Source organism: Chryseobacterium sp. 2TAF14 (genome assembly GCF_052115105.1).
Taxonomy (GTDB): domain Bacteria; phylum Bacteroidota; class Bacteroidia; order Flavobacteriales; family Weeksellaceae; genus Chryseobacterium.
Window position 1 is genome coordinate 1 of sequence record NZ_JBFRGA010000098.1, and the last position, 14,199, is coordinate 14,199.

14 protein-coding genes are annotated in these 14,199 nt (G+C 34.6%); 3 read left to right on the plus strand and 11 right to left on the minus strand.

The features are described 5' to 3' along the window. The coding region (locus AB4Y90_RS11250) for a hypothetical protein (RefSeq protein ID WP_441557661.1) at positions 1 to 606 on the plus strand (606 nt) is incomplete at its 5' end. Positions 607 to 612: 6 nt separating this feature from the next. Here the strand turns inward: AB4Y90_RS11250 and def are convergent. From def to AB4Y90_RS11295, 9 genes are all read right to left on the minus strand, one after another. Then, positions 613 to 1,242 carry a peptide deformylase gene (gene def, locus AB4Y90_RS11255; RefSeq protein WP_441557663.1) on the minus strand — a complete coding sequence of 210 codons (630 nt, stop codon included), beginning with the start codon at positions 1,240 to 1,242 and terminating at the stop codon, positions 613 to 615. 243 nt (positions 1,243 to 1,485) lie between these two features. Next, a complete protein-coding gene (locus tag AB4Y90_RS11260) occupies positions 1,486 to 2,358 on the minus strand; it encodes a ChaN family lipoprotein (protein ID WP_441557665.1) in 873 nt (290 codons plus the stop codon). A gap of 568 nt (positions 2,359 to 2,926) precedes the next feature. Continuing rightward, positions 2,927 to 3,679, minus strand: coding sequence for a hemin-degrading factor (locus AB4Y90_RS11265; protein WP_441557667.1), 753 nt, complete (start codon positions 3,677 to 3,679; stop codon positions 2,927 to 2,929). Positions 3,680 to 3,684: 5 nt separating this feature from the next. Then, positions 3,685 to 4,335, minus strand: a complete 651-nt coding sequence (locus tag AB4Y90_RS11270; RefSeq protein WP_441557669.1) for a class I SAM-dependent methyltransferase — start codon at positions 4,333 to 4,335, stop codon at positions 3,685 to 3,687. Then, positions 4,336 to 5,109 (minus strand): heme ABC transporter ATP-binding protein, encoded by a 774-nt coding sequence (locus tag AB4Y90_RS11275; protein ID WP_441557671.1) that lies wholly within the window; start codon positions 5,107 to 5,109, stop codon positions 4,336 to 4,338. Beyond that, positions 5,109 to 6,149, minus strand: a complete 1,041-nt coding sequence (locus tag AB4Y90_RS11280) for a FecCD family ABC transporter permease (RefSeq protein ID WP_441557672.1) — start codon at positions 6,147 to 6,149, stop codon at positions 5,109 to 5,111. Before AB4Y90_RS11280 ends, AB4Y90_RS11275 begins: the two co-directional genes overlap by 1 nt. Further along, positions 6,133 to 7,011: a heme/hemin ABC transporter substrate-binding protein gene (locus tag AB4Y90_RS11285; protein ID WP_441557674.1), complete on the minus strand. Its 879-nt coding sequence runs from the start codon at positions 7,009 to 7,011 to the stop codon at positions 6,133 to 6,135. Before AB4Y90_RS11285 ends, AB4Y90_RS11280 begins: the two co-directional genes overlap by 17 nt. Before the next feature lie 19 nt (positions 7,012 to 7,030). Further along, positions 7,031 to 8,140 (minus strand): HmuY family protein, encoded by a 1,110-nt coding sequence (locus tag AB4Y90_RS11290; RefSeq protein WP_441557676.1) that lies wholly within the window; start codon positions 8,138 to 8,140, stop codon positions 7,031 to 7,033. Positions 8,141 to 8,150: 10 nt separating this feature from the next. Then, positions 8,151 to 10,292, minus strand: a complete 2,142-nt coding sequence (locus AB4Y90_RS11295; RefSeq protein WP_441557678.1) for a TonB-dependent receptor plug domain-containing protein — start codon at positions 10,290 to 10,292, stop codon at positions 8,151 to 8,153. Between the two features lie 254 nt (positions 10,293 to 10,546). Here AB4Y90_RS11295 and AB4Y90_RS11300 point away from each other — a divergent pair, with 254 nt between their 5' ends. Beyond that, entirely contained in the window at positions 10,547 to 11,350 is an 804-nt protein-coding gene (locus tag AB4Y90_RS11300; protein WP_441557679.1) for a T9SS type A sorting domain-containing protein, read from the plus strand. Positions 11,351 to 11,549: 199 nt separating this feature from the next. Then, a complete protein-coding gene (locus AB4Y90_RS11305; RefSeq protein ID WP_441557681.1) occupies positions 11,550 to 12,605 on the plus strand; it encodes a T9SS type A sorting domain-containing protein in 1,056 nt (351 codons plus the stop codon). Positions 12,606 to 12,725: 120 nt separating this feature from the next. Here the strand turns inward: AB4Y90_RS11305 and AB4Y90_RS11310 are convergent, their stop codons facing one another. Together AB4Y90_RS11310 and AB4Y90_RS11315 are read right to left on the minus strand one after the other, a co-directional pair. Beyond that, the gene (locus tag AB4Y90_RS11310; protein ID WP_441557683.1) at positions 12,726 to 13,016 is read right to left on the minus strand and encodes a putative quinol monooxygenase; all 291 of its coding nucleotides are present in this window, start codon (positions 13,014 to 13,016) and stop codon (positions 12,726 to 12,728) included. Between the two features lie 286 nt (positions 13,017 to 13,302). Further along, positions 13,303 to 14,199: sulfite exporter TauE/SafE family protein (locus AB4Y90_RS11315; RefSeq protein WP_441557685.1), on the minus strand; the 897-nt coding region annotated here is incomplete at its 5' end.

The window sequence follows — 14,199 nt, forward strand, 5'->3', positions numbered from 1 at the left end:
AGCTTACTCTTATCAGCTTTTTTCTCTTACGGTCAAAATTATCCGTTTGCAACAGAATTTACTAACGGTAGAGTGATTCTTAAAGATTTATCTGGACTTGACGGGCAAATCAAATGGTATCCTACCCAAAATGACAAATTACATTTCAGAGCAAATGAGAATGAAAAACCTACAAAATATGCTCCCAACGACGTTACAAGCTTTTCTTCTGAAAATTTGAAATTTGTCCCTTTATATAATTTTAGAGCTTACGCAGACAATTATGCATTGGTAGGTACGCCTACAAAAATTAAAGAAACATTTGGAGAGGTTGTTTCGGAAGGAAAATTTAATATTTATTTTACATCAATCAGAGGATATAATGCAATTGCAAGAACACTGGAAGATTATCCTAATTTTGTATTTCAGGATGCTAATGATGCTGAAAAAAAGCTTTACGCCTATCCTTACAGAATCAGGATGAAAGATAAGAAATACGAAAAAGCAAAAGAGGATCTTTATATTCTTTTTAAAGATTATCCAGAAATTGTTGATAAAATAAAAGCTTTCAAAAAAGAAAACGATTTTTTAGAAATCATTAAAATGATTGAAAATCTGAACAAATAGAAATTATTATCTCCCTACAGAATCACTTTTCTTATAAGCATCTACCGCCTGATAAGAATCATTCTCTTCTTTTTTCTTTTTATCTGAAATTAAAATTCCGAAAAGATGGTCGATTTCGTGCTGGAAAATCACGGCGGTAAAACCTTCTACCATTTCAGAAAATTTCTGACCTTTCAAGTCTACATATTCTAACTGAATTACCTTGCTTCTGTAAAACTGGTCTCTGAATTCGGGAATCGAAAGATCACCTTCCGGACCGAAATTCTGTAACTCTGATCTCCAGGTAATCACCGGATTGATAAAATATTCCAACGGTTCGCCTGCTTTGTCAAAACGTTGTACCCAAATCACTTTTCTGTTGATTCCGACTTGCGGGGCGGCAATTCCTACTCCGCCGTCTGTAGAAAGGAGCGATTCTTTCATTCTTTTTACTAATGTTGCCGTGTTTTTATCAAGCGGATCTATTTCTGTGGAAAGACTCAATAAAGTTTTATGCTGATGTTCATCCGTTGTCTGATAAATCGGTAATGCTGAATTGATATTTCCCTGATTGATCAATGAAATTTCAGATTTGGAAAGTTTCTGTGCATTGAGAAAACCAATGAACAGAACGAAAAATATGGAGAGTTTTTTCATTTGTAAAGAATGTTAAACAAAGATAGAGATGTTTTTAAGTTTTGGCTAAAGCCAATGGAATTTTTTGCATAAAAAACGGGCTGAAGCCCGTTTCTATTGAATATTTTCAGTTACGTCGACAAACTCTTTTGAAAATTTTTATTTCCCACAGATGAAACAGATTTACGCAGATTTTTTATTAATATTCTAAATCTTCGTTGAGCTAAACTTGTTTCTTTTAACTTTTTACTTGGCTCTTTAAACTTAATAAGTTTTCGTCATATCCGCCGGAATAATAAGGTTAAAATCTGTCGGGATATAATCTTTTTCAGGGATTTTTAATTCATTATCTTCAGATTCAAAAACAGAAATAACTGCCATTTTCAGGTTTGGATTTTTTTGCTTGATGTACCAATAAATTCCGCCAAATTCTTTAGTGTGAAAATTACCATTGTAATGGATAAATGTTTTTCCGGGCTGAAGATTTTTAAGAATAGATTCTGCCATCGTTGCATCTTTTGTTGCCTGCGCAGAGATAAAATTCATCACTTTCGTTCCTTCTGCATGATCGCCCATCATTTTTTTCATTTCAGGATAACCGGGTGTATCTAAAGTAACAATGATCGGCAACTCGGCGATATAAGATTTTTCTTTTTCGCTCAGTTTATTTAAAGATTCTAAACCTTCTTTTGCGGTTTGAGAAGCATATTTTCTTGGAATATTTGTGGCAATAAAATTCAGATTTTTATCTTTTGCAAAATCAACCAAAGGTTTATAATCGGTGTTGTAATTGTTCCAGAGACGCACAGAATCTTTTAAGCTTTTCGCTTCAATTTTACCAGAAAGATATTTATTGAGCTGCGGCTGATTGTCTCTTTCAAACATTTCGGCTCCTAAAGTAATCTGTTTGTTTTTTTTGTCGTACAAACCTTCTGTCACTTTCAACTGTAACCAGTGAATGATCGAATTATTGTGAAGCTCGCCAAAGAAAACAACGTCATAATCTGCTAGTTCCTTGACAAGTTTTTCCGTTTTAACGGCTTTACCTTTTTTATTATAGAACTGATACGGTTTAAAATTCTGTGCATTGATGACAGAAAAACCGAAAACTAATATGGCTATAAATATATTTTTCATTTTTAAATTTGATTTTTTTTAACACGAATAACACTAATGGTTTCACAAATATCACAAATTATTATTGGATATCTTTTCGATAAATCAATAATTACTTTTCACATCAGCATAATGTAAAATTACAATGCAAGAATGTAAAGTTACATCGTTACAATGTTATTTTGCAATGGTTTAAAACACGAATGACACTAATGGTTTTCACAAATATCACAAATTTTAAACGAATTAATGATTTGTTGGCTTTTCGCAAAGGCGCAAAATTTTCATCTTATTTTGTTTTAAGCGCAAGAAAATCAAAGATTTTCAGTAAGTGATTTCTTAAACGAATTATGCAAATTGGCAGTTTTAAATTTTATCGAAGATAAAATCCTTGCGACTTAAAACGTAAATTTAAAAAAAATCTTGCGTCTTTGCGTTTTCCAACACTAAATATTATATTATCAAACAATTATAAATTTACAAATTAGTGTCATTAGTGAATAATATTTGTGCAACTTATGTTTCAAATTAAACAAAAAAGACCGCTTTGAATCTACAAACAAAACGGCCTTCAAAATTATCTAATCTATTACTGTTCTAAGCTTGCTACAAGGTCTTTCCATTCCTGCAATTCAGGGATTCCCGGTTTTCTTTTTCCGAAGAATTGTACGATAAATTCACCTTCGTTGTTGAATACTTCAATTGCGGTAACTTCACCGTCTTCAGTAGGTTTTTTCACGATCCATGCTTCGGCGATTTTTGTGACGTCTAAATGTAAATTGAAATCAGGATCCATCACGTTGAACCATTGCTGATGCCACATTGTTTTCTTCACTTCACCGGTGTGAATCTGGATAATTCCTCTGTTTCCAACGAAAACCATGATCGGAAGTCGTTTTTCTGAAGCATCTTCCAAAACATTTACCACTTTTGAAGGGTCTATTTTTTTAGCATAACCTTCCGGAGCCAGTCTCAAAGCCTCGCCTTCCACAACTGCAAAAGCAAATTTCCAGTGATTCATAAAGATTCTCAAATCGATATCTTCACCTACGAACAATTGTGCATGTGGACTGCTGAAATCACCATTCAGATAAGTTCCTTTTCTCTCATGAACGCATTCGTCATTTCTCGTAAGAGCCATTACTTTACCCAATTTTTCAACTTCTGTTAAGATGTTGGCAAATTCAGGTTTCAGAACGGTAACTTCTTCTCCAACGTTAGTTAATAATAATTCTGCTTCGCTTACGCCCAATTTTTCAGCAGCATTTCTTATTCTCAAATGTGGGTTTTCAGCTTTCAGCGCTTCCCATTTTTCTTTCAGATCGTTAACTATTGTATTCATTCTATTTATTTTTTTATGGTTAAAACTGTGTAAATTCTTTTGATCAATTCGTCTCCGGTTTTGCTTTTTACTTCTTCTTCTTTCTCAGAAATTTTCATTCTTTTAAAATTGCTCTGAGAAATAAGCTCTTCCAGATCTTCGTTATTGTAAAGTTTAAAATCGTACGCTGTGAACGGTAATTTTTCCATGAAATCTTTCTGCACAAAAGTGAGGACGAATGTTCCGCTTTTTTTTAAAACCCTGTAAATTTCATTTAAATATTCTACCGGATCTTCCCAGAAATAAACGGTGTTTACCGTAAATATTTTATCGAAAACCTCATCATTGAACGGAAACTTGTTCCCTTCATATAAAATAAATTCAGCCTGATCTTTGAATTGTGCATTCAGTTTCCGGGCTTCTTTATTCATCGTTTCAGAAATATCGATTCCTGTATATTTCAGCTTTTTGGCTTTATTTAAAATACTTTTAAGATGACCTGCATTTCCGTGACCGATCTCAAGAATGTGTTCTCCGTCTTCAATTAAAAGCGTTTTTATACTTTCCTGCGTCATTCCTATATTGGTGGCGTTCATCATTTCACCAATTTCAATTCCTTTTTCGCCTTGCGGATTTCCGAGGTTTTGCGCTAATATTTTTAAATCTGTTTCTTCCATTTATCCAAAAATAATCATTGGGTTTGCATTCACGGGATGCGGACAAATTGTGCACGGAAAATTATATGCCTGAGAAATATTTTCGGAGGTAAAAACCTCTTCCGGAGTTCCGTACGCTGAAACTTTTCCGCTTTTCATCAATAAAATTTTATCTGCAAACTGAGCTGCCAAATTCAGATCATGCAAAACAACGATGGCTGAATTGGCATTCTGCGTGAATTTTTTTATGATTTCTAAAGCTTTGTACTGGTGTTTTACGTCAAGATTATTCAGAGGTTCATCCAAAAAAACAAGCTTTTGCTCAATCTCATTTTCAAGCTGCGCCATTACTCTCGAAAGATGCACTCTTTGCTTTTCACCACCCGACAAAGTGTTGTAATCCCTCTCTTTAAGATGATAAACATCGGTTTCGTACATTAATTTATTCATCGCTTCGAAATCTTCTTTTCTTGGCTGAGAATCAAAATACGGATAACGCCCCATCATCACCACGTCTTTTACCTGCAAAGGAATTTCGTTGGAATTGTGCTGAGAAAATTTGGCTTTATGTAAAGATAATTCTCTTACTTCCCAATCGGAAATGTTTTTATTTTTAAACATTATTTCCTTCTTACCCTGCTTCACCTCATTTGCCAAAATACTCAGCAAGCTAGATTTTCCGGCTCCATTCGGACCGACAATTGCCAAAAATTCTCCGTAATTAAGAGAAACACTGACATCATTCAGAATAAAAAATTCTTTATGCTTATAATCAATCTGACGCGCTTTTAACATTAGAGTGATTTTTTAAATTTAATTAAAATTGCGATAAAAATAGGACCTCCCATTAATGCCGTTAAAATACCGATCGGTAATTCTGAAGGCTGCACAATGCTTCTGCTGAAAGTATCTGCCACCAAAAGCAAAATGCTTCCGAAAACCGCAGACAACGGCAAAATAAAAGTATAATTTGATTTAAATAAAAGCCTTAAAATATACGGTACAATAAGACCAACAAAACCAATTGTTCCTGAAAAAGCAACACAGGTTCCGATCATTAACGCCGTTAAAATGACAATCTGCTTTTTTAATTTTTCTACATTAATTCCTAAATGCTGCGCATCTTTTTCGCCTAGCATCATTGCATTGAGTGCTTTTCCTTTTGGCAGAAGAATTGTGTAAGAAACTACGATTACAACTGCCAAAACGATATTTTTCGTCCATGTTGCAGCGGCTAAGCTTCCCATATTCCAGAAAGTAAGATCTCTAAGCTGCTCGTCTTTAGATATATAAATTAAAAAACCTGTAATTGAAAATCCGATTGCCGTAATGGCAACACCGCTCAACAACATCATCACAACGTTTGTTTTTCCACCGCTTGTGGAAATCCTGTAAACCAGCATCATTGCTAATAAAGCTCCTATGAAAGCCGAAATACCCGTGAGTGAAAACTGTACCATTTCAGGAAGATATTCTTTAAAATGCCCTCCTAAAACTATTGCAATTGCCGCCAACAAAGTAGCTCCCGAAGTAAGACCTATTAAATCTCCCGTTGCCAAAGGATTTTTGAATAATCCCTGTAAAGTAGTTCCTGAAACCGCCAACATACTTCCCACCAAAATTGCCATAATAATTCTGGAAGCTCTCACCTCCCAAAGTACATATTTGTCACTTAACGAAAGGTTGGGATCACTCTGAATAAACTGGCCTAAAATTGTAAAAGGCGAAACACCGTTAAAGTCATAAACGCCAATATAAAGTGCCACAATTGCCAGTAAAACCAGCAAAAGGGCACTTGTAATAAGATAAATATATAATTTATTTTGTGCTTTCAACTAAAAGTTTGTTTAATGATAATGCAGCCTCACCCAATCTAGGCCCGAAACCTGAAACTAAACCACCATCCATTGCGATAATTTTTTTGTTTTTACCGGCATTGGTCTGGGAAACACCCGGCATTTTTAATGCACCTTCGTTTCCACCCGATCCCTGAAGACCTGAAGAGAAGAAAAATAATACATCAGGATTTGCTTTTACCACCGCTTCCGGAGTTAAAGGTTTGAAATCTTCGAAATCATTAATTGCGTTTTCACCTCCTGCAAGATTAATCAAAGCAGCCATTGGTGTATTTTTCCCTGAAACCATCATCATATTTCCTCTTGCGTAGATGAATAAAACTTTTGGTTTTTTAGCAATAGGCTGAATTTGCTTTAAATCGGTATCAATTTTATCATTCAATTTCTGATAATCTGTATTTCCGATCGCTTTTGCTACGTCTGCAATTAGTTTTTTAGTTCCTTCAACGGTATATTCCTGCTTGAATAATTCGGTTTTGATCCCTGAAGCTTTTATTTTCCCTAATAAATCAGGATTGATGTCTTTATCTGAAGCTAAAATTAAAGTAGGATTTACCGCCATAATCGGCTCAATCGTCATTGATCTTACGTGACCCAAATTTTCGGCAGTCGTTTTTAAAGATTCAGGATAAGTACTTGTAACGTCTGTTGCCACAATTTCTTTTTCGTGACCAAGAGCAGCTACAATTTCTGTAATCCCACCACTGATAGAAACGATTTTATTATTCGATTTCGGAGCTTCAGCAACCACTTCATTTCCGTTTTCCGTAGGTTTTTGCGCTTCTTTTTTGCAAGAATATACTGCCATTAAAACAGAAGCTGCAAGGATGAACTTTTTCATTTTTTATTATTTGATTTTTTTAATACAATGGTTTATATTCGAACTGAGCAAAACCTCTTTCACCAGCCTGACCGTTTTCGTCTGTGGTAGCTTTTGTAAGCCTTGTGAATCTCAGTTTAAAATAATATCCTTCAGGATCTTTAATTACATAAAAACGGTCACCGTACACTTCAAGACCATTTATTCCTACAGGATTTCTCCAGTTTGCACCGATCACACGCTGATTATTATAGATAAATTTGCTTTGGTCGATATCTGAAAATTTGAAATTGGTATACGCTTCAACTCCTGAAGTAGTGGAAGGAATGATTATCTCATAAGCTCCTGCTCCGCCGACATTATTGGTTGTTACGAAATCTCCGTAAATGTAGCTTCCGGCCCCTGCAATCGTATTGGTAAATACGGTAAAACACAGATCCCATTTCTTTTTTTCCGGCTGAATGAAGAGCTCTTTATTATTTTTCAGGCTTACAAAATTAAAGTTGTATGCTGAATTTTTAGAAACTGTAATTTCTTTATGCTCAGTTTCATTAAGTTGGGCATATTTTATTTTGTATCCTGTACCGGATCTTACAACCTGTACTTTCATCCAGCCGCGGTTATCGCCTCCTGTTGTGATTGAACCTACCGATGTTACTCCCGTATAAATATCTTTTCCCATATTGACAAGATAAACCGCATTTTCAGAATCATTAGCTTTGATTTCTTCAATTGCCGTAGTTCCTGAAGGGAAATCTCCGTTAACATCGTCGATATAAGCAACGTTTGCGGGATTAAAGTTCGCAACCTGTACCTGATCTTTCAAAGCAGCAACACTTGCTTCCGTCACCAAATCAATATTGGTAGCTCCGGCAATTTTTCCAGCAGCCATCATAATGGATGAATTTAAAACTACTTTAAACTCGTTTCCGGAATATAAGGCTAAATCCCAATCGGTTCTTCTGGTATATGTTTTAGTATCAGTTCCTAAATCTATCCATACCTGATTGGGTTGCGCAGCACCTCCAACATTTGCATCTACCACATTACCATCAGTTTTTGAAACCGGAACAGGGTCTTCGTTGTCATTAATACAAGATTGAGATATAAAAGAAGCTGCTATCAATAATCCAAATAGTATTTTTTTCATTTTAATTTATTTAAAAATTATAATTTAATCTTGCGAAATAGCTCCTGCCATAGAAAAGATTCTGAGTACCTGCGGAAGCATTGTGACCGTCTCCACCCTGTACAGAGTTTCGCACATCACTTACGTCAAAAATATTTTTAATTCCTGCGCTTAGCTCGAGGTGATCATTAAAGAATGGCTGACTTATGGTAAAATTCAGCATATTAAAATCACCGATTTGCCCCAAAACGTATTGTCCCGGATCTTGCGGGTTATCTGCATTCGGCAAATGGGTAAACATATTTTTGGTTCCTGTATATTTATAATACAATGCAAAAAGCGTTTTTGTAGAAGGTAGTTTATAATTTGCCGCTAAATTTGCTTCTGCATAAAAGTTGTAATCATTCGGAGAGACAAGATTTCCCGTATTTAAAAACTGTGAGATCCCAAGAACTGAAACACCTGCATTCAACGAAAGATTACCTTTTCTGGCATTAACAGAGCCTCCGAAAAGAAGTGATTTATAATTATCTACATTAAGATAAGTGTACTTTAAAGGACTGTTGCTGACGATTACACTTTCAATTCTGTTTTTAACGTCAAGATACATTCCGGATGCGCTGAAACCGAATTTCCAATTATTTGCAGGAGCAAATTTATAATCCCAGAAAATCCCGGTTGAATAGCCTGTTTCAGGCTTTAAGTTTACATTTCCTCTGATATCGTGATTGTTATCTACAATAAAAGTATATAACTCCTCGTATTTTGGAAATCTGTTTGCTGTCCCGAAAACCAGACGAATATCTGAATTTTGTGTCGTTTTGAATCTTGCCGTCGTTGAATAATTGTATTGAGAATCAAATTGATCACTTAAAGCAAGCCTAACTCCTGGACGTATTGATAACCAATCAATAACGTTCCACTCTGCGGAAACAAAGTTTGCATAATTAAAGATCACACGGTTTACATCATTATCTCCCGTAGAGCCGAAAGTTCTAAGTTCCTGACTTGCGAAGCCTTTCGTTCTGTCTAATTCGTACCCTATCTGGAAATTTATTTTTTCACTATTCAGAAAATTACTGAACATTCCTCGTGAATACATTACTTCAGATTTGTAGTAAAGATTTTCCGGCTTTGAAGAAATTTCGTTTCTTGCAGGAACATCATAAACATATTCTCTGAGGTTTCTTTCCTGCATCTGATAAGAAAAATCACCATTATAATTAATTCTTGACCCTAATTTAGTCTGGATATTAAACTGATGAATCCATCTTTTTGTGTTGTACTCTTTGTCGTTGGCAATGTAAGTCCTGTTGCCGTCACCTAAATACAGTTCTTCGATAAGAGGGTTGTAACTATCAACTTTTTCTGTAAGAAAATTCAGTTTATAGTAAAAAGTAGTATTGTTTTTATTGTATCTGATTGACGCATTTGTTGTAATCTGATCTTTTGGCTGCCAATCGTAACCTCTAAATCCGTCATTATTTTCATTAAAATATTTATAGCCGTTAAACCTTCCTTTATAACCCTGAAAATCATTATGATTAATATCTGCAGCGATCGTCCAGTTATCATTTAACTTAAATCCAAGATTCAGAAACTGAATGTGGCGACCATTACCTTTTTTAAACCAATCATAATCCTTACCTACTGTTTCCTCTTGTAAAGATGCCTGAATATGGACTTTTTTGGAATAATTCTTTTTTGTAATGATATTGATCACTCCGGCAACAGCATTATTTCCATACTCTACACCCATCGCACCTTTTACAATCTCGATTCGCTCAATATTGTTGACATTGATTTTCGTAAGATCAAATATATTTCCTACACCTTGGTCACTTACGATGGGAATGTTATCGATAAGAATTTTGGTATATTCACCGGTAAGTCCCATGATATTGGCTCCGGAATCTCCCGAACCACGGGAAGGCTCAATAAGAATATTTAAATTTTGATTAAGAACTTCTGCAGCTGTGGTTACAGCCATATTTTTAATCTGCTCAGCATCAATCACTTCAACCTTATAAATCGATTTATTGATTGATTGCTGCATATATTGTCCGGTAATGACAACTTCTTCTATTTTTTTCTGATTTAGAGAATCTTTTTCCTGTGCACTCATCCATAAAACGGCAGATAAAGACACCACTGAAAACACCTTCTTCTTCATAAACTCAAAATTTTCGACAAATATAGAACTTTATTTAGAATAGTTAAAAATAAAAACGCAATTTACGACATGATTTAAAGCATAGAAAGATTGATTACTCATAATTTGATTATGATAATTAAATTTTATGCAAATTATTTTTCTTTGTTCTGATTTAAGATTTAAAATTTTAGAGTCAAAACAAAAAATAATATTTTATTTAGAATAATTAAAATCAATTGCTTAATTTTGTGCGATATTAAAATATAGAAAAAATGAACTTAAAATTACTTTTTGCAGGATTAGTTTTTTCAGCAATCTCTGCCAATGCGCAGGTTGCAACAATCAACGAAAATTTCAATAATTTCACCTCCGGAACAACCAGCTTTCCTCAAAACGGATGGTCTGCAGTATTGGCTACAAACCCACAGCCATTTCCGCCGCCTCCAAGAATGATCGTTACTACAGATGCAAATAAAGCAATACAGGCTTATTCAGGAAATAATGCAAGTGATCCATCATATTTAATTTCACCACAAATCATTGCACCTGCAGGAGACAAATCAGTGTCTTTTACTGCAACGCCAATGGCTCCTTATACAAGTCTCGCAACAGTTCAGGTGGGTGTAGCATCTAACCCAGCAGATATGGCAACTTTTGTTGCAGTTGGAAGCCCGATAACAATTACTGCAATTGGAACAATTCAAAATATCAACGTTCCGATACCTGCTTCTACAGGATCTTATCTTGTCATCAAATTTTTACCTACTACCGCTCACACAGCAATTCAGATTGACGACTTTGTTTATAACACTACGGCAAGCTTAGGTACTTCTGATGCGTTAAAATCTAAAGAAGATGTTCAGTTTGTAGTAAATTCAGACAACACCGCTCTTCAGTTTATCGGTAAAACCGAAATCAAAAACATTGATGTTTATTCTGCTGCAGGTCAAAATGTAGCTTCAGGAAAAGTAAATAACAACAGTTTTTCTATCAATACTCTTCAGACGGGTGTTTATTATGTTTTAATTGAAACTAAAGACGGTAAAGCTGTTAAGTCAAAATTTATCAAAAAATAATTGATTTAAAATAAATTTTAAAAGGTTGGTTACACAAAGTAGCCAACCTTTTTTATTATAACACAATGATAAACAAATGATTAACGATAATTAATCATTTAAAAAAAATAAAAAACACGATAAATATCATGTTTTTATTTAGAATTATTAAAAATAATTATATAGTTTTGTAGAATAATTCTAAATAATAAATGAGGTTATGAAAACAAAACTATTTTTGGCGTCAGTTTTTGCTTTATCAGTACAGCAGACTGCATTGGCTCAAACGGATGCAAATGGATATACTACGGTAAACCTTACAATGGGACCTTCTTATCAAAACAGAGTGTTCTTTGATCTCAGTGCAAATAATATCGTTTCGCAAACAGCAAATACATGGGACATTGCATTTTACAGAAATTCTAGTTTCGGATTCGGAACAAGGATGAATGATGCCCAAAACGTAGAAGTTTACCAGGCTTCAAACAACGCAAGCAACTGGAATTCTATTACAACAAATGATGTTTCTACTTATGGAGCACCTTTATACAACTTAGATAACACAACTTCTCTTCAGGAAGGTGCTTTTGAGCAAGGTACTGCGACTTACGGATGGGGAGAATATAATCCTACGAATCATCATGTGGTAGGAAGCGTAATTTTTATTTTAAAATATCCTTCAAATGTTTTCTATAAATTTATGATCGAAGATTTCTTCGGAGGTTACACATTCAAATATGCAAAATGGAATGCTACAACATCTTCTTGGGATGCTACGCAGACAAAAACTCTAGCAAACGGAACAGATGATGCTTTCTTTAATTATTTCTCTTTCACAACGGGAGAAAAAGTAGCAAACCTTGAGCCGTCAAAAGCAAACTGGGACATGATGTTTACAAGATATTGGAATGATTATCCATATGTAGATCAACAAGGTAACCCACAAACGATGAAATACAGAATGGCTGGTGTTATTCAAAGCCCGAATATTACGGTAGCAAAAGTACAGCCGGAAACTCAGGCTACTGCAACAGCTACTTTGCCGGCGTCAACAGCTTTTTCAAGCAATATTACTACAATCGGGCATTATTGGAAACCGACAATCGGCGCACCTCTTTCTGATGTGGTTTATTATGTAAAACAAGGAAACGAATACTACAGAATGTACTTTATCTCAAACGATGGAAGTTCTACAGGAAATATGTATTTCAAATACAAAAACATCACCTCAACTTTAGGTATTACAGAAGTAAGCAAAAAAGCCGAAGCTAATTGACAATTCACAATCAAAAAACATACTTTCTATTTTTTCTAATAAAAAGGCAGTTTCAAGAATGATGAAACTGCCTTTTGACTTTTGTAACATCTAACATCTAACATCTAACATCCAACAAAACTAATAAATCTTAAACCCTTTATAAACCTGTGCTGTTTCTTCAAGTATTTTAGACGAATTTTTCCTGAAATTCATCAGGTGATCAGTTCCGTTGTGTGCATTGTGATGCGCTACACTTTCCCACAATTCAACGAGAAAAAAAGTTCCTTTATTTTCGTTGTCTTCGATAAGGTCGTATAGCAGACAGCCCGCTTCTTTTCTGGTTTCTCTTACCAATGTCTGGAACAATTCCACCGCTTCCATCAGATGATTTTCCTTAAATCTGAAAAGTGCAACGATATGTAAATTCATGTATTATTTTTAGGCTATAAATGTAAATTATTTTTGATTTTAATTGAATTTAAATTCTGCTAAATTTTTCACAAAAAAATAATTTTTAACGTAATATTTTACCGAAAAGTCTGCAAAGAGTTTTAATCCCAATTTGAATATTTTTCGTTCGCAAAGAAGTTTGATTACATCGAATCTTCAATTTCACATAGCCTACAAAAATTACAATTTTCAACCTTCGAATCAAAAACTCGGATCCCAAAACCCCGAACCTCATAACTCGAACCCCGAATCTCGAATCCCGAATCTAAAAAACCGATTTAAAAATGGTAATAGAACTCATCGCAATCACTAAAATTCCAATGACAACAAACATACTTTTCACTGGGAGTTTAGCAGTTAGCATTGCAGAAAACGGTGCAGTAATAATTCCGCCAATAAGAAGTCCGAGAATAATATTCCAATGCTGAATTCCCAATGTAAAAAAGAAAGTGATTGCTGCAGTAATCGTTAAAATAAATTTGGCAACGGTCGAACTTCCCACTGCAAATCTTGGAGTAAAAGAATTTTTAATTAAAGTTCCGGTAACCAAAGGTCCCCATCCTCCACCTGCGAAAGAATCTATAAATCCGCCGATGATTCCCAATCTGGTAAGATTTGTTTTTTTCTTTAAAGACTTATTCTGTTTGGGCTTAAAAGCATTTGAGAAAATTTTAAAACCGAGATACAACGTGTAGAAAGAAATGATTGTTTTTGTAATTTTAGAATAATATTCGCCTAAATACGTCAAAGAAATTGCACCGATGATAGCACCAATTATGGCAGGAATGGCTAATCTTTTAACCAGGCTTTTACTTACATTTTTTAATTTGATATGACTGATGCTTCCGGCTGCCGTGGTAAAACTTTCCGCAGAATGAATACTTGCACTCACCGCATGCGGCGGAATTCCCAAAAATAAAAGCGTAGTCGTACAAATAACACCGTAACCCATTCCCATTGATCCTGCAACAATTTCTGCAAAAACTCCCACCAAAAGCATCCAGTAAAAAATATAATTATCTTTAGCTAGAATTACCTGAAGTTCATCTAAATATCCTAAACTGTAAAGCGAAAGAAATACAATCGTCAAAACAACAACGGTTATCAAAAGTACATTGAGACGAAACTGAATTTTTGGAGTAATTACCATGTTATCATATAT

Bases quoted from the DNA above. Each gene is read 5' to 3' on its own strand.
- AB4Y90_RS11305 (WP_441557681.1), top strand. From the start codon at position 11,550: ATGAAAACAAAACTATTTTTGGCGTCAGTTTTTGCTTTATCAGTACAG.
- AB4Y90_RS11295 (WP_441557678.1), bottom strand. From the start codon at position 10,292: ATGAAGAAGAAGGTGTTTTCAGTGGTGTCTTTATCTGCCGTTTTATGG.
- AB4Y90_RS11270 (WP_441557669.1), bottom strand. From the start codon at position 4,335: ATGGAAGAAACAGATTTAAAAATATTAGCGCAAAACCTCGGAAATCCG.
- AB4Y90_RS11275 (WP_441557671.1), bottom strand. From the start codon at position 5,109: ATGTTAAAAGCGCGTCAGATTGATTATAAGCATAAAGAATTTTTTATT.
- AB4Y90_RS11260 (WP_441557665.1), bottom strand. From the start codon at position 2,358: ATGAAAAATATATTTATAGCCATATTAGTTTTCGGTTTTTCTGTCATC.
- AB4Y90_RS11265 (WP_441557667.1), bottom strand. From the start codon at position 3,679: ATGAATACAATAGTTAACGATCTGAAAGAAAAATGGGAAGCGCTGAAA.
- AB4Y90_RS11310 (WP_441557683.1), bottom strand. From the start codon at position 13,016: ATGAATTTACATATCGTTGCACTTTTCAGATTTAAGGAAAATCATCTG.
- AB4Y90_RS11300 (WP_441557679.1), top strand. From the start codon at position 10,547: ATGAACTTAAAATTACTTTTTGCAGGATTAGTTTTTTCAGCAATCTCT.
- AB4Y90_RS11290 (WP_441557676.1), bottom strand. From the start codon at position 8,140: ATGAAAAAAATACTATTTGGATTATTGATAGCAGCTTCTTTTATATCT.
- def (WP_441557663.1), bottom strand. From the start codon at position 1,242: ATGAAAAAACTCTCCATATTTTTCGTTCTGTTCATTGGTTTTCTCAAT.
- AB4Y90_RS11285 (WP_441557674.1), bottom strand. From the start codon at position 7,011: ATGAAAAAGTTCATCCTTGCAGCTTCTGTTTTAATGGCAGTATATTCT.